The 17,384-nt window shown below is 61.3% G+C and carries 20 protein-coding genes, 1 tRNA gene and 1 pseudogene; 8 read left to right on the top strand and 14 right to left on the bottom strand.

The features are described 5' to 3' along the window. Positions 1 to 6 precede the first annotated feature (6 nt). Together ABCW43_RS21255 and ABCW43_RS21250 are read left to right on the top strand one after the other, a co-directional pair. Positions 7 to 267: a type II toxin-antitoxin system prevent-host-death family antitoxin gene (locus tag ABCW43_RS21255; protein ID WP_345928095.1), complete on the top strand. Its 261-nt coding sequence runs from the start codon at positions 7 to 9 to the stop codon at positions 265 to 267. Positions 268 to 740: 473 nt separating this feature from the next. Then, positions 741 to 1,406, top strand: a complete 666-nt coding sequence (locus ABCW43_RS21250; protein WP_345928093.1) for a DUF2161 domain-containing phosphodiesterase — start codon at positions 741 to 743, stop codon at positions 1,404 to 1,406. A 67-nt stretch (positions 1,407 to 1,473) separates the two neighbouring features. Here the strand turns inward: ABCW43_RS21250 and ABCW43_RS21245 are convergent, their stop codons facing one another. Next, positions 1,474 to 1,797: a hypothetical protein gene (locus ABCW43_RS21245; RefSeq protein WP_105420733.1), complete on the bottom strand. Its 324-nt coding sequence runs from the start codon at positions 1,795 to 1,797 to the stop codon at positions 1,474 to 1,476. An 87-nt stretch (positions 1,798 to 1,884) separates the two neighbouring features. Continuing rightward, positions 1,885 to 2,748: a DMT family transporter gene (locus tag ABCW43_RS21240; RefSeq protein ID WP_345928090.1), complete on the bottom strand. Its 864-nt coding sequence runs from the start codon at positions 2,746 to 2,748 to the stop codon at positions 1,885 to 1,887. 217 nt (positions 2,749 to 2,965) lie between these two features. On the opposite strand from ABCW43_RS21240, the gene ABCW43_RS21235 reads away from it, so the two are divergent. Next, positions 2,966 to 4,321, top strand: coding sequence for an aminotransferase-like domain-containing protein (locus tag ABCW43_RS21235; protein WP_345928204.1), 1,356 nt, complete (start codon positions 2,966 to 2,968; stop codon positions 4,319 to 4,321). Positions 4,322 to 4,369: 48 nt separating this feature from the next. Here ABCW43_RS21235 and ABCW43_RS21230 read toward each other — a convergent pair whose 3' ends face one another. Beyond that, on the bottom strand, positions 4,370 to 5,413 hold the full coding sequence (locus ABCW43_RS21230) for a GlxA family transcriptional regulator (RefSeq protein WP_345928088.1): 1,044 nt from the start codon (positions 5,411 to 5,413) through the stop codon (positions 4,370 to 4,372). 149 nt (positions 5,414 to 5,562) lie between these two features. Between ABCW43_RS21230 and ABCW43_RS21225 the strand changes: the two genes are divergently transcribed. Then, positions 5,563 to 6,639 carry a class I SAM-dependent methyltransferase gene (locus ABCW43_RS21225; protein WP_345928086.1) on the top strand — a complete coding sequence of 359 codons (1,077 nt, stop codon included), beginning with the start codon at positions 5,563 to 5,565 and terminating at the stop codon, positions 6,637 to 6,639. A 68-nt stretch (positions 6,640 to 6,707) separates the two neighbouring features. Here the strand turns inward: ABCW43_RS21225 and ABCW43_RS21220 are convergent, their stop codons facing one another. The 3 genes from ABCW43_RS21220 to ABCW43_RS21210 form a co-directional block, all read right to left on the bottom strand. Next, positions 6,708 to 7,781, bottom strand: a complete 1,074-nt coding sequence (locus ABCW43_RS21220) for a glycoside hydrolase family 25 protein (protein ID WP_345928084.1) — start codon at positions 7,779 to 7,781, stop codon at positions 6,708 to 6,710. Between the two features lie 128 nt (positions 7,782 to 7,909). Continuing rightward, positions 7,910 to 8,464: a sugar O-acetyltransferase gene (locus ABCW43_RS21215; RefSeq protein ID WP_345928083.1), complete on the bottom strand. Its 555-nt coding sequence runs from the start codon at positions 8,462 to 8,464 to the stop codon at positions 7,910 to 7,912. 23 nt (positions 8,465 to 8,487) lie between these two features. Beyond that, positions 8,488 to 8,973, bottom strand: a complete 486-nt coding sequence (locus ABCW43_RS21210; protein ID WP_345928081.1) for a GFA family protein — start codon at positions 8,971 to 8,973, stop codon at positions 8,488 to 8,490. A gap of 120 nt (positions 8,974 to 9,093) precedes the next feature. On the opposite strand from ABCW43_RS21210, the gene ABCW43_RS21205 reads away from it, so the two are divergent. Beyond that, complete coding sequence (locus ABCW43_RS21205; protein WP_345928079.1) at positions 9,094 to 9,981, top strand: NAD(P)-dependent oxidoreductase; 888 nt, start codon at positions 9,094 to 9,096, stop codon at positions 9,979 to 9,981. Positions 9,982 to 10,015: 34 nt separating this feature from the next. Here ABCW43_RS21205 and ABCW43_RS21200 read toward each other — a convergent pair whose 3' ends face one another. Continuing rightward, positions 10,016 to 10,465, bottom strand: a complete 450-nt coding sequence (locus ABCW43_RS21200; RefSeq protein ID WP_345928078.1) for a DoxX family protein — start codon at positions 10,463 to 10,465, stop codon at positions 10,016 to 10,018. A 152-nt stretch (positions 10,466 to 10,617) separates the two neighbouring features. On the opposite strand from ABCW43_RS21200, the gene ABCW43_RS21195 reads away from it, so the two are divergent. Together ABCW43_RS21195 and ABCW43_RS21190 are read left to right on the top strand one after the other, a co-directional pair. Beyond that, positions 10,618 to 10,920, top strand: a complete 303-nt coding sequence (locus tag ABCW43_RS21195) for an Rdx family protein (RefSeq protein WP_345928076.1) — start codon at positions 10,618 to 10,620, stop codon at positions 10,918 to 10,920. 102 nt (positions 10,921 to 11,022) lie between these two features. Next, positions 11,023 to 11,109, top strand: a tRNA-Leu gene (locus ABCW43_RS21190). Between the two features lie 144 nt (positions 11,110 to 11,253). Here ABCW43_RS21190 and ABCW43_RS21185 read toward each other — a convergent pair. The 4 genes from ABCW43_RS21185 to ABCW43_RS21170 form a co-directional block, all read right to left on the bottom strand. Continuing rightward, positions 11,254 to 11,469, bottom strand: coding sequence for a hypothetical protein (locus ABCW43_RS21185; protein WP_345928073.1), 216 nt, complete (start codon positions 11,467 to 11,469; stop codon positions 11,254 to 11,256). A gap of 320 nt (positions 11,470 to 11,789) precedes the next feature. Next, positions 11,790 to 12,044, bottom strand: coding sequence for a YjiS-like domain-containing protein (locus ABCW43_RS21180; RefSeq protein WP_345928071.1), 255 nt, complete (start codon positions 12,042 to 12,044; stop codon positions 11,790 to 11,792). Between the two features lie 273 nt (positions 12,045 to 12,317). Then, positions 12,318 to 12,662 carry a hypothetical protein gene (locus tag ABCW43_RS21175; protein ID WP_345928069.1) on the bottom strand — a complete coding sequence of 115 codons (345 nt, stop codon included), beginning with the start codon at positions 12,660 to 12,662 and terminating at the stop codon, positions 12,318 to 12,320. Positions 12,663 to 12,885: 223 nt separating this feature from the next. After that, positions 12,886 to 14,022 carry a helix-turn-helix transcriptional regulator gene (locus ABCW43_RS21170; RefSeq protein WP_345928068.1) on the bottom strand — a complete coding sequence of 379 codons (1,137 nt, stop codon included), beginning with the start codon at positions 14,020 to 14,022 and terminating at the stop codon, positions 12,886 to 12,888. A gap of 243 nt (positions 14,023 to 14,265) precedes the next feature. Here ABCW43_RS21170 and ABCW43_RS21165 point away from each other — a divergent pair, with 243 nt between their 5' ends. Next, on the top strand, positions 14,266 to 15,327 hold the full coding sequence (locus tag ABCW43_RS21165) for a helix-turn-helix domain-containing protein (protein WP_345928066.1): 1,062 nt from the start codon (positions 14,266 to 14,268) through the stop codon (positions 15,325 to 15,327). A gap of 278 nt (positions 15,328 to 15,605) precedes the next feature. Here ABCW43_RS21165 and ehuA read toward each other — a convergent pair. The 3 genes and pseudogenes from ehuA to ABCW43_RS21150 form a co-directional block, all read right to left on the bottom strand. Continuing rightward, positions 15,606 to 16,189 (bottom strand): annotated as a pseudogene (ehuA, locus tag ABCW43_RS21160) (ectoine/hydroxyectoine ABC transporter ATP-binding protein EhuA); the annotation flags it as partial. A gap of 34 nt (positions 16,190 to 16,223) precedes the next feature. Next, positions 16,224 to 16,631, bottom strand: a complete 408-nt coding sequence (locus ABCW43_RS21155; RefSeq protein ID WP_345928064.1) for a PH domain-containing protein — start codon at positions 16,629 to 16,631, stop codon at positions 16,224 to 16,226. Positions 16,632 to 16,780: 149 nt separating this feature from the next. After that, positions 16,781 to 17,197, bottom strand: a complete 417-nt coding sequence (locus ABCW43_RS21150; RefSeq protein ID WP_345928062.1) for a hypothetical protein — start codon at positions 17,195 to 17,197, stop codon at positions 16,781 to 16,783. Between the last annotated feature and the right edge of the window lie 187 nt (positions 17,198 to 17,384).

Below are 17,384 nucleotides of genomic sequence, written 5' to 3'. Positions count from 1 at the left end.
CTCGAAATGAAAATCACGTCCACCGAATTTCAGCAAAATGTCGGCCGCTATCAGGATGCTGCCCAGCGCTCGCCCGTTGCTATAACCAAGAATGGCCGGACCCATACGGTCCTGGTATCGGCGGAATTCTTCGATCTGGCGATCAAGGGCCGCATCGCTCGCAACGTCGAAGATCTGGACGAAGACACGCTGAAGGCCATCGCAAACAGCAGCGTGCCCGCCGATCATGCCGACCTTGATGATCTGCTGAAAGACTGGAAAGCGTGAGCCTTCCTGTCCCGCGACCAGGCCTCGTCATTTGCTACTCCTATCTTTGGGCGGTTGAAAGTCGACGCGGAATCGAGGAGGGCGCCAAAAACCGACCCTGCGCCATAGTCGCGGCACGCCAAGTCATCGAGGGCCGTCAGGTGGTGACGGTAGTACCGGTCACTCACGCTCCTCCGCTCGATCCGGCCGATGCAGTCGAAATTCCGGCGGCACTCAAGGTGCATCTGGGGCTGGACGATGTCCCGTCTTGGGTTGTGGTGACGGAAGCGAATGATTTTATCTGGCCAGGTCCGGATTTGAGGCCAGTGCCGGGTTCCAAACCCCCTCGCTACGAATTCGGAATTTTGCCGCCGCGGTTCTTTGCTCATCTCCGCGACAAGATTCTGGAAGCTCACCGGCGCCGTCGTTTCGGCCAGGTTGGGCGTACTGAGTAGTGCTATCATATACAGACTTAATCACCGCCGCCGGACCGTATGGAAACTTCGCTTTATCTCCCCGTCAAAACCTTTCTCGAAAGCTTCGGTTACGAGGTGAAGGGGGAGGTGGGCGGCTGCGATCTGGTAGGGTTGAGTGAGACGGATCCGCCGGTTGTGGTTATCTGCGAGCTGAAGCTCACGTTCAATCTCGAACTGATCCTGCAGGCGGTCGACCGGGCAGGGGTTTCGGACGAGGTCTGGATCGCTGCTCGGGTTTCCGCCAAGGGCAGGGGTCGCGAAGCAGACAGGCGGTATCGTGATCTCTGCCGCCGGCTCGGAATCGGCATGCTCGGCGTCTCGGATCAGGGCGAGGTGAGCGTGCTGGTCAGTTCGGTTTCGCCGATGCCGCGCACCAACCCGAAACGGCGCACGCGGCTGGTCAAGGAACATCGCAAGCGCAAAGGCGATCCGGCCGTCGGCGGCAGTACGAAAGTACCGGTGATGACCGCCTATCGCCAGCAGGCGCTCGCCTGCGCCTCGGCGCTTAGCGGCGGCCCGCTTCGGCCGCGCGACATGAAGCAGACCGCGCCTACGGCCGGCGCGATCCTGCGCGCCAATTATTACGGCTGGTTCGAACGCATCGACAAGGGAATCTATGCGCTGACGGATGTGGGGCGGCAGGCGCTGGAGCGGTGGCCGCAGCCGGGCGAGATAGAGCTTTAATTACACCGACAGAAAAGCCGCCCGCCTCGAAAGGCGGACGGCTTTGGGTATCTCCCAAGCACCAACCTTACGGCTGCGTGCCGGTGCCGCCAGTCGCGCCGCCAGCCGGCGGAGTTGCCGGAGTGGCATTGTTAGCCGGCGGAGCTGCCGGGGTCATCGGAGCCGGTGCCGGGGATGACGTGGAGTTGTCGGTTACCGGCGGGTTGGTCGAAGACGTAGTCTGCGGGTCGGTCGAGGAACCGCCCATCTGCGACCATACGAAAGCGCCGACCAGAATGACCGCGATCACGGCTACCCACGGTACCCACGAAGAGGTGCTGCTCCGGACTTCAGTGGCCCGGAGATCCGGATCACGGGTCTCGAACTTTCTGTCATTGGGATCAAAAGTCATGCTTGCTTCCTCCTTCTGCAGCCGGATAATGCCTCGGCACGCGTTTGGTTCCCGAATTCGTGAACGACGCAAGCAGGTCATGCCGAATTAACGTGCAAATCTCTTGGCGCCTGCTACGCAGGCAACCACCGCAAGCGTCGCCGCGAACATGCCGAGACTGACCTTTTCGCCGAGAAGTGCGGCGGCCAGAACCAGGCCGAAAAAGGGCTGAAGAAGCTGCAGCTGGCTCACTCCCGCAATGCCGCCGAGCGCCAGGCCGCGATACCAGAAGATGAATCCTATCAGCATGCTGAACAGCGAGACATAAGCGAGGCCGAACCACGACGTGCTGTCGAGATCCGGGAATGAATCCGGCATCGCGGCGAGCGACAGAGCCAGCATCACCGGCAGAGAAAGTGCCAGCGCCCAGGAGATGACCTGCCAGCCACCGAGCTTGCGCGACAAGCTGGCACCTTCCGCATAGCCAAGCCCGCAGGCGATGATCGCCCCCAGCATCAGGAGATCGCCGACCGATGAGGCAGCCTCTTCTTGAAACAGCGCGAAGCCGGCGACGATGGCACTGCCGAGGCAGGAGAACAACCAGAAGACGGCCTTCGGGCGCTCGCCGCCCCTCAGCACTCCGAAGATCGCCGTCGACAGCGGCAGCAGGCCGACGAACACGATGGAGTGAGCCGAGGTGACGTGTTTCAGGGCCAGCGCTGTCAGCAGCGGGAAGCCGATGACGACGCCGAGCGAGACGACGGCCAGCGGCAGAAGATCGGACCGGGCCGGGCGTTTTTCGCGAAAGGCCAAGAGCAGGCATATGGCGAGCAGCCCGGCAATCGTGGCGCGCGCCACGGTCAGGAACAGCGGATCGAACCCCGCGACGGCAATGCGGGTGGCGGGAAGCGACCCGCTGAAGATCAAAACGCCAACGAAACCGCTGATCCAGCCGCTTGTCGTGTTGTTCATCGAAAGTCTCCTGTATCTTTTGCCCAGCATTCCCTTGAACGTCTCCCTTGGACGTTCATTGGTGGCATTCCTTGGGTATTTTCCGGCTATCGGCTGGAAGCCATGGCGGCGCCAGAGACAATGCGATACAATTTCTAGAAACTGTTATGGTTTGTGGAGCAGTACGGTGGATGCAAGGGCGGATCGGAAGGGTGGCGGCCAGCGTATCGGGGCCGTCATGGCGGAGATCCGCAGCCGCATTGCCGGCCGCGGACTGGTGCCCGGCGCCCGGCTTCCTTCGGTGCGTGCGTTCGCCAAGGCGATGCATGTCTCCGCCTCGACGGTGGTGGAGGCCTATGAGCGGCTGGCCGCGGAAGGGTTGATCCGCTCCCGGCCGGGGTCGGGTTTCTATGTGTCGAGCCCGCTCGCGCCGCTGTCGCTCTCCGAGATCGGCCCGAAGCTCGACCGGGCAGTCGATCCGTTCTGGGTATCACGCCAGGCGCTGGAGGACGGCGACCTGTTGAAGCCCGGCTGTGGTTGGCTGCCGTCCTCCTGGATGCCCGAGGCGGCGATTCGAAAGGCTTTGCGCAGTCTGTCGCGCGGCGAGGACCGGGTCCTGTCGGACTACGGCACGCCGCTCGGCTCGCCGCAATTGCGGCAGCTCCTTTCCCGGCGCATGGGCGAGCACGGCATACCGGCCGCCCCGGACCAGATCATCCTCACGGAATCCGGCACCCAGGCGATCGACCTTCTCTGCCGTTTTCTGATCGAGCCGGGAGACGCGGTTCTGGTCGACGATCCCTGTTACTTCAATTTCCACGCCCTGCTGCGTGCGCATCGCGCAAAAGTCGTCGGCGTGCCGATGACACCGGCCGGGCCGGATATCGAGGCTTTCGGTGAAGCGCTCGAAGAGCACAAGCCGCGGCTCTACATCACCAATTCGGCGATCCACAATCCGACCGGCGCGACGCTCTCGCCGGTGGTAGCGCACCGGCTGCTGAAACTCGCCGACCGGGCCGGGCTGACGGTCATCGAGGACGACATCTTCGCGGATCTGGAGCACGAGCCGGCGCCGCGTCTGGCCGCCTTCGACGGGCTCGACCGGGTGGTGCAGATCGGCAGCTTTTCGAAGACGCTGTCGGCTTCGGCGCGCTGCGGCTTCATCGCCGCCAGGCGGGAATGGATCGAGGGCCTCGTCGATCTGAAGATCTCCACGAGCTTTGCGGCGGGCCGCCTGTCCTCCGAGCTCGTATTGCTGCTGTTGACCGACGGCAGCTACCGGAAACATCTGGAAGAGCTGCGCGTCCGGCTTTCGCGGGCAATGGAGGCGACGACAGAGCGGCTTGCAAAGCTCGGCATCACGCCCTGGCTGCAGCCGCGCGCCGGCCTGTTTCTCTGGTGCAGGCTTCCGAACGGGATAGAGGCGGCGGATGTGGCGCAGGCCTGCCTTGCCGACAATATCGTGCTCGCTCCGGGTAACGCATTCAGCCTCTCCCAGAACGCCGGCAGCTTCCTGCGCTTCAACGTGGCGCAGTCGGAGGATGCGAGGATATTCCGGAGCCTGGAGCGAGCTCTGGACGCCTTGCGTCAATGACGGCCTGGGTCAATAACGGCTTGAGAGCTGCCGGCCGAGGTTCGGTCGTCAGGTATTCTTGTCCGGGCGCGCAAAATCGGGGATTTGGAAACGCCGCCGGTAGGCGCCGGGGGCCAGGCCTGTGACGCGCTTGAACAGACGGCGGAAGAAGGCGGGCTCTTCATAACCGACCTGCCAGCTGATCTTGTCGACCGACGCTTCGGTGCCCTCCAGTTGGCGCTTGGCCTCCTCGATCCTCAGGCGCTGCACGTAGGCGATCGGGCTGACGCCTGCTGCAGCCGTGAAACGACGCTTAAACGTGCGCTCGGCAAGGCCAGCCCGCAGGATCATCTCTTCGAGCGGGTTAGCGATGGAAAAGTGGGTTGCGATCCAATCCTGTGCCGCCTGGACTGCCGTATCGCCATGCCCCCTGTGGCCTTCGAAGACGATATAGGGGGCGAGCCCGTCCTGATGCCATTGCAGGGCGAAGTAGCGCGCGATCGACTGGGCCGCCGCAGCCCCCATATGGCGGGCGATAAGATAGAGGACGAGGTCATGCCAGGTCATCGAGGCGCCCGAGCTGATCAGCTCCTCGCGCCGCCCGGAAACCACCAGCACCCGTTCGGGATGGATAGGCACCTGCGGAAAGGCGGCCGCGAAGGCACCGGCATAACCGAAATGCACGGTCGCATCGGCGCCGTCGAAGAGGCCGGTCTCGGCCAGCAGGAAAATGCCCGAACAGGCCGAGCATATCAGCGCGCCGCCCGCATGCATCCGGTTTACCCAGTCGACCAGCTCCGGGTAGCGGCCTTTCCGCCAGCCGTCCGGCCTCAGCAGGATCGACGGAACGATGACGATATCGGTCGCCTCAAGCGTGGCGATGCTGCGCTGGACGGTGACCGGCACCAGGCTCGCGAGGGTCAGTGGCCCCGCCTCTATGCCCACGATCTGGACTTCGAACGGGCGGGTTATCGCGACGTCCGGTGGCGGCAGGACGGAAAAGGCGTTCATCACGTCGAAGACGCCGCTCAGCGTCGAGACCACGGCGTCGGGAATGGCCACCAGGCTTACATGCAGCGGCTTCAAGCCTGTCCCGGTCGCCCCACGCCGCATAACGATCCCTCCAATGATCAAATCCGTACACCGAGCCTGAGAATGGCGCAAACGGCCCGATTGTGGATTTTCCCGCTCTGCCCGAACCGGGTCGGACCTGCGATCCTTTGCCATCATCAACTTCCGATGAAGGAACAGGAGATAGCAATATGGACTACGTCAAGACCAACGAGATCGATCCGGCCAAGCTGGACGCGATCGTTTCCCGCGCCATCGGCGATCTATCGGCGGGGTACGGAGGCGTCATGGTCAGTATCGGCCATCGTCTCGGGCTCTACAAGGCGATGGCCGGGGCCGGACCACTCAGTGCCCAGGAACTGGCAAGCCGTACCGGCTGCGCCGAACGTTATATCCGCGAGTGGCTGAGTTCGCAGGTTGCCGGCGGTTATGTTCTGTTTCATGCCGTCAGCGACAGCTTCGAACTTACCCCGGAACAGGCGCTGGTGCTTGCCAACGAGGATAGCCCGGTCTTCCTCGCCGCCGCCTGGGGCGTGCCGGCTTCCATGTGGTCGGACGAGGAAAAGGCGCTGGAGGCCTTTCGCAAGGGTTCCGGCATTCCCTGGGGCGACCATGACGGCCGGCTTTATTGCGGTGTCGCCTCGCTTTATCGCAACGCCTACAAGGCAAGCCTGGTCCCGGAATGGCTGCCGGCGCTCGACGGTGTGGTCGACAAGCTGAAGAGCGGCGCCTCGGTGGCGGATGTCGGCTGCGGCCATGGTCACTCCACGGTGCTGATGGCGCAGGCTTTCCCGGCTTCGCATTTCCGTGGCTTCGATACGCATCGGGTATCCCTCGACGAGGGCCGCAAGATCGCGGCGGAAGCGGGCGTCACCGGACAGGTCGCGTTCGAGACGGCACGCGCCGAAAACTATCCCGGCAAGGGCTACGACCTGATCTGCTTCTTCGATTGCCTGCACGACATGGGCGACCCGTTGGCGGCAGCCCGGCATGCCGCGAAAACGCTTGCGCCGGATGGTACGGTGATGCTCGTCGAGCCCTTCGCCAACGACCGCGTCGACGACAACATCTCGCCCGTTGCCCGCATGTATTACGCGGCATCGACGACGATCTGCTGCGCGCATGCGATTTCCGACGGCGGCCACATGGTACTCGGCGCGCAAGCCGGCGAAGCAAGGCTGCGGGAGATTTTCTACAAGGCCGGCTTCACCCGCTTCCGACGGGCGATGGCAACGCCGTTCAACCTCGTCCTCGAGGCGCGGCTGTAATCCATCCGCGTTGACGTAACCTCCAGGGAGCGCGCGGGGCCTGTTTCACAGGGCCCTGCGCGCTTGTTCTAATTCTGTGCGATCGTCGTGCGCGGCGAGGCCCAGTTGTGCCACTGCTCTTCCGAGCCGTGGAAGACGTTGAGGTCGATCTTGCCGTCGACGCCATGCGACAGGCCGGAGCCGGAATATTGCCAGAACAGCCACCTGCGGCCCGGATAGACCTTGGAAGGGTGCTGGGCGACCGCGCGCAGCCAGAAGGGATAGTTGAGCAGTTCGCCCGACAGATTGTCCTCGTAGAAATCCGGTGCCGTGTAGATGATCGGCCGCTGGCCGTAATAGCGCTCCAGCTTGTCCATGAAGACCTGCATCTTTTCGAGCACCCGGGCGCGGGAGAGTTTCGCCTTGCAACTCGACTCGCCGTTCCATTCGACGTCGATCACGGGCGGCAGCGCGTCGGGATCGCGCGGGACGTTGCGGATGAACCAGTCGGCCTGCTCGCCGGCGGTGCGGCACCAGTAGAAGAAATGGTAGGCGCCGCGCCTGATGCCCGCCTCCTTGGCTCGTCGCCAATTGGTCCTGAACATCGGATCGAGATGGTCGCCCCCGTCGGTTGCCTTGATATAGGCGAAGTTGGCGCCCTGGGTCCGAAGCTTCGCCCAGTCGATGTCGCCCTGCCAGCGCGACACGTCGACGCCGTGTACCGGGTAGCTTCTCGGCGAAACCCTGCCGAAATTGATCGGCTTGGCATCGCGGAACTGGCGGCTGTAGATCTGCAGGCGCCCCCTGCGGGGCACGGTTTCCAGCGCTGGCTCGTCGGGCACCAGCATGGCAACCGGCCGCTCGGCTGGAAGCGGCATGCCGACCGTCGTTTCCCGCACGAAGGCCTGTGGCGCCGGCATCGCGCCGGTCCAGGCGATATCCTCCTGCTGCGGTAAGGTCTGCTGCGGGGGGGCTTGCACCGCGCCGATCCGGGAGGTCTTGCCGACGCCGACCGACGGGACCGGGGCGGCGGGCAGGTCGACGGAACCCGTCTTCTCCTGGGTCGCGACATTGGCCACCAGCTCGTCCGGACCGGATGCCGATGCGCAGCCCGCCAAGGCGAGGCAGGTGACGAGGAGTGCTGGCACAGCCGATAAACGCATTTTGAGACCCGTACGCAAGACAACAAAGACGGCCGCCCCCGCCGTCGATAAACCCCTGACGAGAATTGCTAACGGAAAATTACCAAAAAATGCTGAATCCAATCTTTACGCGCGGAGATGTTCTGATATCAGCCGCGCGGTGGGATCAGCCGCGCCGGATTTCCTGCAACCGTGGCGCCCGGCGGCACATCCCGCGTCACCACCGACCCGGCCCCGACGATCGCTCCATCGCCGATGGTGATGCCGCCGAGAATGATCGCGCCGCCACCAATCCAGACATCGGCGCCAATGCTGATCGGGCGGCCGATCTCAAGACCCTGAGCGCGCAGGACGGGGTCGCGGTGGTGATCCGCGCAATAAAGCTGCACGCCCGGCCCCAGCATCGAACGGGCACCGATTCTGACCGGTGCGGTGTCGAGGATCGTGCAGCCGGCATTCAGATAGACGCCTTGCCCAAGAAAGACATTGAAGCCGTAGGCGCAGTGGAAGGGCGCTTCCAGAAACGCGCCAGCCGCTGCGCCGAGCAGCGTACCCAGGGCAGGCGCCATCGCACCGCGCTCGGCGGGCGACATGGCGTTATGCGCATGCACGGCCATCCGCGCCTTGTCCCTCAACGCATCGAGTTCCGGATCGAGGCAGCAATACCATTCGCCGGCGGCCATCTTTTTGCGTTCGCTCGCCATCTTGCCTCGTCACCCTCCCCGCTTCAGCGTTCCGCCCCGGCCTTGACCCGGGCGGCCTCGCGTCGCGCAAGGCTTTCGGGTGGCCACATCGTCTTCGTACTATAATATTCATCGAAGACATTAGCGTCTTCCGGCAGGCCCACCCAGGCGACCTTCGAGCGGGTGAATATATGTACGTCGGGGGAGAACTCGGAGCGCCTTTCGAGCGTCTGGACCCGGACGAACAGCATCCATTGGCGCCGGCCGTAGTCGCTCCAGACCGCTGTCTGGCATTGCGGACAGCGGTAGATATCGTGGGGCAAGCCGCTATCGGTCTTCATGGCCACTGCGACCGGTCGGCTCTGTGTGATCTCGACCCGGTCGGCCTCGATCAGCGCATTGATGGCAAAGGCGCCGCCCGTCTGATGCTGGCAATCGGTGCAATGGCAGCAATGGATGAACATCGGCCGCCCATGCATGCGATAGCGGACCTTGCCGCAGAAGCAGCCGCCTTCGAATATCTCGCTCATCTTCCGTCCGGGCTCCCTCAGATTACGCATGTCGAATATGAAATATTCCTCAAGCCTCCCGCAATGCAAAATGAACAAGACGGGATCGGCATGTTCTGCTTTAAAGTTCGCGGACACGACATGAGCAGGATCAAACGCATGATTAAAGAGCGGATTGGTATCGTCGGCCTCGGCCGGATGGGCAGCGCCATGGCCAAGCGCCTTTCAACGCAGGGATTTGCGGTGGCGGGGTGGACACGCAGCGGTCTTTTGCCCGACAAGGCGGCGACCCTCGGGATCACCGCCTCAATCGATCTGGCTGCACTTCTCGATGTTTCGGATATCGTCATCCTGGCACTGCTCGACGATGCCGCGGTGCACGCCATGCTCGGTGAGCTCACCGCCGCCGATCTCGCCGGCAAGCTGATCGTCGATACCAGCACGGTCAGTCCCCAGACGCTGCGCGCCCATGAAGCCGCTATGAGCAAGGCGGACGCCGCGCTTCTCGATGCGCCGATCTCAGGCGGGCCGGAAATGCTGCTGGCGGGCACGGTCGGCCTTTATATCGGGGGGGCGGAGAAGGATTTTCAGCGATTTCTGCCGGTCGCGGTAAACCTCTCGGACAGGATTCATCATGTCGGGACGCTAGGCGACGGCGCGTCCGCCAAGCTCGTCAACAACATGATGCTGATGGGGCTGTGGCAGATCATGAAGGAAGCCGTCGAACTCGGTGGCAAGGCGGGGCTTGGGCGCGACAAGATGATCGAAATCCTCTCCGGCAGCCCGGCGGCAAGCCCGGCCATGCGGTCTCGGCTTCCCGTCATACTCGGCGAGACCGAGGCGGTCGGCTTTCCAGTCTCCGGCGTGCTGAAGGACATGGGCGTGGTTTTCGATCTTGCCCGCGGCCTTGGCGTCGCGACCCCGGCCATCCAAGCGGCGCGCGCCAGCTTCGAGAATGCGGCGGCGCTTGGGTTTGCCGAGGCTGATCTCGGCACCGTCGTGCGGCTGGCGCTCGAAGGAAAAGGCTGAGCCCTCGGGAAGAGGCCCAGCCTTGACAGCGAGGTTAGAACGTCCGGCCGAGGCGGGCGTCGACCGATTGGCTATTGCCGCCGCGCAGGGCGAAGAACAGGAAGATTGCCGCCCAGAGGATGGACTTTTCCGCGCCGGCGAGACCCTGGTTCTGTGCGATGCCGTGGAAATAGACGGTGACCAGAAGCACGATCATCGCCGCGAAGGAGGCGGGGCGGGTGAAGAGGCCGATGGCGACGAGGATGCCCCCGAAGAATTCCGTGGCGGCGAGCAGCGGCGACCAGAAGGCGCCCGGATAGAAGCCGAGGCTTTCCACCATGCCGACCGCGCCGAACGGATTGGTGATCTTGCCGAAACCGTGGGTGACCAGCAAAACGCCGGCCGTCACGCGCAGGATCGTCTCGACGATCTCATGGGCGGAGGTATAAACAGGGGCGAGCGCCGGAATGATCAGGCGGGAGCGGGTGGTGGACTGAAGAGCCATGGAACCTCTTTTTATGAAAACGACGCGACTATCGTTGCTGCAGCCCCAAATTGACGTTCGCGCTCGTTCTGTCGAGATGCGTGCGTTCAAAAACTTGACCATTATAGTTGACATTATTGTGAGACTAAATTGACTAGGGTAGGAGGTGAAACATGATGGAAAAACCGCGCATTACGATTCTCTATTGCACCCAGTGCAACTGGTTGCTCCGGGCCGGCTGGATGGCGCAGGAGCTTCTGCAGACCTTTGGCGATGCGCTCAGCGAAGTGGCGCTGATCCCCGGCACCGGAGGCAATTTCGAGATCCAGGTGAATGGCGAACTCATCTGGGAACGCAAGCGAGACGGCGGGTTTCCCGGACCCAAGGAGTTGAAGCAGCGGGTGCGCGACATGATTGACCCGGACCGCGATCTCGGCCACCTGGACCGCAAGGCAAAGGAAGACAGCGAGAGCTGAGGCCGTCCGTGACAGATCCGTGAAGGTTTTTTGGCGACAGGCACGGAAACTTCAAAAAGCCAGTTGACAGGGGAAGGTCACACCCGTACATGGCTCTCCGTCGCCCAGATGGCGGAATTGGTAGACGCGCCAGCTTCAGGTGCTGGTACCCGAAAGGGTGTGGAGGTTCGAGTCCTCTTCTGGGCACCATTCCATTTTCGAGCATTGATTTTGCTCGGTTTTTGCCGGCCTTTGTCCCGCCTTTTCCAACTCGATTTGGTTGGGGCAAAGTCATTGGCGGTTTGTTCCGATCAGCAACGACCTGTCGATCTGGCTCTGCAGCGGCCGGGCCATTCACCGGTCCTCACTTACGCTCTCGGTCAATTCATCGATCAGCGCCATTGCCCGTTCTAGGCAGATTGCAGCTCCTTCGACGACGGTGGAGCGCGGCCAGTAGATCCCGAAGTCCATTGCGGCGTTGCCTCCAGGCGCTGTAATCACCGCATGATGATCATTTCGGCTGTAGATCGCGACGCGGTACCCGCGGTATTCCTCGATGTGTACGGACATCCGCCGTTTCTCTCGCTTCGATTGGCCTTGATGACATCACTTCTGGCGGATTTTGCTGCCTCAGCGGCGGTTTGGTATTGGTCACCGTTTGGTATGCTACGGCCGGCGCACCCACATGCCTTGTGCTGCGCCCGGCACGGTACCGGTGACCCTTTCCTCACGGTCTCGAGGGCCCGAATCCTGCCCGCATGTCGCGGCAGATCAAAAGACCCGCGCAGGGGGTCCCCCACGCGGGTCTCATCCTAAAGCTAAGGTTGGGACCAGGCATTTAGGATTTCCGAGTTCGCTCAGCCTCGATCAAGCCGCAATCTTCCGACTTTTCATCTCAGCGACATCAGAGTGCTCAGCAGGCGAGTATCGACCTCGAATTCCGGGCCAGAATGGATCAGAGACCTGTCAATGCCGGCATCCTTGAGCTGTTCATTGCTCAGCGTTCGAAGGATCTTCTTGGTTCGAGCCCGCCGCACATGCCGGCGGGCCAAGCTGAAATAGAAAGCCGCCTTGCTGGTCAGTGGCTCGGCTAGTTCGCGAGCGAGGCTGTTCGTCTCTGGCGTGTTGGAAAGCGTTTCCGTCATCGATGGTCTCCCGAAAATTCTTGGCAACTGGAGCGATGCTAAGCGATCCGCTGGTGCCGCTGCGTCATCGGAACCAATGATGCGGGTGCATATTCTTACGGCGGTACGGCTATATGACGGTGCCGAGAGAGACCAATTTGCAGTGCGCCCTGCGGTTAGACAGGATCAGGCTGGTTTTTGACCGAGCCGAAAGCGGCGGCGGTGAGCCCGCAAGCTCTGATGAAGCAGATCGGCTTTGGCATCCCGTCCTGTGAACACCCGCTGGATGGGTTTCTAGCGCTTGGCCGATGCCACAGGCCCGAGATCGAGAATGTTGTCGTAGAGCGCCTGCGCCTCGTGGACGCGACCCTCGGAGCAAGCCGAACGCGCGCGCAATTGCATCAATGCGGCGTTGTGCAGCTGATCCGCAGGCAGGTCCGCGGCCGCCCCATGATCCTCGATCAGGGTGATGACAGTGATTTCCTTAAGGGCGCACTCGCGGGCAAAGTGCCCCGTCTGCACTTGCGTCTTTGCATCCGTCGTTGATGCGAGGTAGGCGCCTGCGAGGAAACAGCCGCAGAAAAGCGCTCGTGTCCCTTTTTCTCGAATGCCTGGCCAATCAAAGATACTTCGTTTCATCGCTCATCTCCTCGTCCCGGTATGCGTGACCCGTTCAGCATTGAAGAATGGGCCACGCCTCCGATCGCCGTTCGGGCAGTTGCGGATGTTAGGCAGGTTGCTGGCACCCGCATCATCGGAACCAATGACGCGGGTGCTTATTCTTACGGCGCGGTCATCAAGGGCCTGGCTCGACGGCGCGAGCGCTGCAGTCTGCGCGGTTGGAGAAGTATGTCCTCGGAATTTAACAAACGGTCCGCTGCGGTGCCCGGATCGGTGGCGTCGAGTTGTGCAGCAACTGCAGGAGCTTGGCCTGCCGGGACGTGCCTGTTTTGGAGAAGAGGTGCTTGAGATGCGTGCGCACGGTCGCCTCGCTGATGCCGAGCAGGTCAGCCGCTTCTTTTCCGCCCAATCCCTGGGCAAGTGCCAGCAGCACGCGAAGCTCGCTGCCGGTCAGCCGGTGAAGTCTTGCAAAGGCTTCACCGGGCATGAGCGGTGCCTGAACAGGATCCTGCATGAACACGGCACACGATGCTGCAAATGGGGCGACAGTGTTGCGGCGCTGACCACTCTTGACCGGAAGAAAGGTCGCAACATAGCCGGTGCCCTGGGCATCCGGGATGGCCAGGGAATATGCCGTCATGTCGATATCCACGTCATCACTTCCGGCCTGTTCGATGGCCCTGGACAGTACGGCGCGCGCCGTCTGATCAATGGGAGAAAGCCGGTTGTTGACGATGCGAATGGAGTTGCCCATTCGGGTCTGACGCTCGGCGGCGGCGTTCATATAAACGACGCGGCCATCGCGTGCCGTGAGGAAAACACCGGCAACCAGTGAATCGAGCGTCCGTTCGAGCATCTCTGAATTCAGCGTCTTAATATCGAGCGCGTCCGAGATGGCGAGCGCACGGCAGACATGCGGTGAGAGAAGCTTGAATAGATCGATCTCGCGCTTTTTATAATGCTCGACCTTCTCGCTTCGGGAGGCATGCATGGAGGCCATGCGGCCCTCGGTCCGCAAGGCGGGGAACCAGATGATGTCCTGGATTCCAAAGGGCTTCAGTACGTCGCGAAAGAACCTGGTTTCGAGCAATTCATAAGGGGTCATGGAGAGGGCGCTGACGTCGCCGACGTTGGAAACGATATCCGCCTCTGCCATCGGGCTTTGTGCGTAGTGCGAACCCAATTTCTCCAGGAACTCCGGCCGATATCCAAAAACAAACAGCTGGTCATTCTGTGTGTGTTTGAGGTCGTGCACACATATCCCGCCCGCCGAGCTTTCACAGAGATTGGAAATACTTCGACACGCGCCAGGCCACTGGTGCGGATCAAGAGCGCAATCATAGATCGCTCCGATCGTATCCGATAGCGCCTGCGCCAAGATTCCGTCTAAGCCAACTATGTTATGAGAGGGGATGGGATTGTATTGCAGCATTAATTATGTAGCCTCTGAAAGGAATTGCGCTCCGAAAAATAGCGCCTGGCTTGATACTGCCATGTCCAATGACGTGGGTGATGCCGATTTTGACGGCTACCGGATTTTGTCGCCGAATTTGTCCACGCGCTGCCGATTTTGTCTAAGTTGGCGGGCGATCGACAGGGGTGGCGAGGGTGGGGGAGTGATATGGCAGCCTCTTTAGTGAATCCTGCGCTGCTAGGGATGTTCGATGTCGTCCGTGCGAAGGATCCCGACGATCTCAGCGGCACGATGCGCGTGAGCGAACGTGTTGTGAGGTCGAGTCGCGTCTACACTTACCAACTGCGGGATCGTGCGCTTTGGCGCATGCGGTTCGATCAGCCGATCTTCACACTCGCCACGCGAGGCGCCGGCTCCATTCTGGCAAGTTGTGTCGATAGCAGTTTTGCGACCGATGTCTCCGTCGATGGTGACGAAGGAGATCTATTTTGTTTCACGACAATGCTCGCAGGCCATATGAGACTGGAACGAGAGGGAAAATCTACGACGGCCAGTAACCATGTCGGACTCGCCTGGAGACCCGATCCGAGCACCCGGTTATTGATTAGCGACGACAACGCGCGAACGAACATCTTCTTCAAGGTGACGGATTTGGAGAGTGCTCTCGAACACATGCTCGATGACAACTTGCGCCACCCACTTGTCTTCGAAACTCATCTCGATTGGAGCGCCGGGCTGGCAGCAAGCCTGAAACGCCAGCTTGATTTTGTTATCCAGGAGTTTCAGCAGGTGGACGGCGTAGCGAGCAGCCCGGTCGCTCTTGCATCTCTGACAGACTTGCTTGTCTCGCTGGTTCTTCGCGGCGCTACGCACAACCATACTGATCGGCTGACTGGTACAGCCGGGAGCGCAATTCCAGCCTATGTTCGGCGAGCGGAGGATTTTATGCGCGCTCATAGTGCACAGCCTATTCGCATGTCGCATGTCGCCGCGGCAGCCGGATGCAGTTTGCGAACGTTGACCGCCGTGTTTCACCATTTCCGCGGTACGACGCCCCTGGGAATGCTGCACTCTATCCGGCTTGATCTGGCGCGTGCTGAGCTCGCGTCCGGTGCATCCGGCGCTTCGGTCAACACGATCGCCCGCCGATACGGTTTCACCAACACGGCACGGTTCGCTGCCTCTTTTCGGCGCCGGTTCGGCACGACACCCACGGAAATGGCGCGGCGTGCGTCCGTCCGGGGAGCGCTTACCCTGCCGATCGCCTAGTGCGGGCTTTCACGTGTGGCGGGACCATTGGATGCAATTGCCGCAAGACCGAACAATCGCGAACGAACATGCGAAGCGCTTCCCAGAGCATTCGTTCGTTTACGTCCTCCATCCTATCGAGCAGGGCATGAAAGCGAAAGGGCGCGCGAAGTCTCCTGACCGGACGCTTGCGAAGATATGAATTGCGGCCCACAGGGTCTTTGGTTCCAATCCTATCAAGAGCTTCTTTCCAACGTTTCTAAGCCTTCCGCCTATGTCCCCCCCGTCGGATTTCCTGGCTACCCTAGAACCGATGACAGAAATTCGCGCGCCCGCTCCATTCGCGGCGCGCCGAATATCTCTTCAGGTGCACCCTGTTCGCAGATGCGCCCCTTATCGAAAAAGCAGACCCGATCCGACACCTCTCGGGCAAAGCGCATCTCATGGGTGACCATCAGCATAGTGAGATCATGTTCATGCGCCAGGGCGCGGATGACCGAAAGCACTTCGCCCACCAGTTGCGGATCAAGTGCCGATGTGGTTCATCGAAAAGCAGAACCCGTGGGCGCATCGCAAGCGCTCGCGCAATGGCCACACGCTGCTGCTGCCCGCCGGAAAGTTGGACCGGATAGTGGTCCTTCTTGTCCGCGAGCCCCACCATCTGCAGCAGGTCCAGCGCACGCGCTTCGGCTTCCGCGCGCGCCATTCCCAGTACTCGCACCGGCGCTTCGACAACGTTGCGAAGTACCGTCATATGAGGAAAGAGATTGAAGCTCTGGAAGACCATGCCGACATGATTGCGGATCTGGCGAAGGTGTTTTTCCGAGGCCTGGAACCGGCCCTTGCCGCCCTGCTCGTGGTAGGACGTGCCAGCAAGCGTAAGTCCCTGTAACCATTCCCAACCCCGTTAACCGGCACTACGGGCGAGATGCGTCCTGATTCGCGACGCTCCTGCCCATCGAAACCGACGCGCGAAGAAGTTCGATGAATTCTTCCGCTCTGACGCTCATGATTTTCGTCTTTCCATCTGTGTGATGAATCTCGATAATCTCTGACGCGATGCCCTTCTTTGAACCGATGCTGTGGATCCGGGCAAAGGGTATGCTCCACTCCGCCGGTTTGCCGGTTTTGATCAAGCCTTTCCTCGCGAAATGAACGTCGCTTGATCGAATGGAGAACTCGCCGCCGACCCATTGACCGCCATTCCGATGCAGCATCCACGCAGAAGCCGGCAGCAGGATCCACCGCCAGAATGGGATTTTGTAGTCGGCCGGCAATGGCGTCAACCATGCCGCAGGGATCGTATATGTCTTTGGTCCGGTCAACGCATCGTCCTCGTCCAGGCACTGAGGTTGGCGAATAGCCAATTTAGCCAGGGCGGCCAAGTGAAAAGCAAGGGGTTGGGGAGGCCCCGCTCTGGGCGCGGGTGCCTGCCGACCGGGAAGACCGGATATCCGCTGCCTTGGTGCAGTAGTTACTCGGAGGCTGAGACAAAGCCCAGCGCCAAGGCATATAGCGGAACAATCCACAGCAAGGTGGCAAAAAAACCGGAGAACCAGAACCGCCTTGGTATATCATCATCCGCCAGTCGCCGTATCCGCCGTGGTGGCGCGCGGGCCTCCGACCTCCTCCATAACAGGCCGGTGAAAAACAACCAGCTTGCAATCCCGCCAATCAATGTCACGGCGCAGAATAACACCACACCTACACCGATCGCCAATGATGCGAGCAGCCCGCTGAATTCGTAATTCAGGAAAGCGATGACGGCGGTGGCGATCGCCAGGCCGATTGCCAAAAAGGCCCAGTGGCCCCGAAGGCCCCGAACGTTGACGATGGCTTCTCTGGCTTCAGATGGCACGGCGCGTATCGCAGCCGAAATGTTGGCGTTCAACTCATCCTCCCGATGGCGTCACCGTCCGCCGTTTGCGCGGATCAACATTCCAATCTGGATGAGTGGCAAAAGGTTCCGGATGATGAAGATTCCGTGAGAAGTCCGGAGCTTTGGAACGCATTCCCACAGATCGATAGGCCATTGAGAAAGCCCACTCTCCAGTCACCTCTTCTGGGCACGATTCCGA

The organism is Neorhizobium tunisiense (assembly GCF_039631515.1).
Lineage (GTDB): Bacteria > Pseudomonadota > Alphaproteobacteria > Rhizobiales > Rhizobiaceae > Neorhizobium.
Note: the sequence above shows the minus strand (reverse complement) of the source record. Positions and strands in the feature narration are given on the sequence as shown.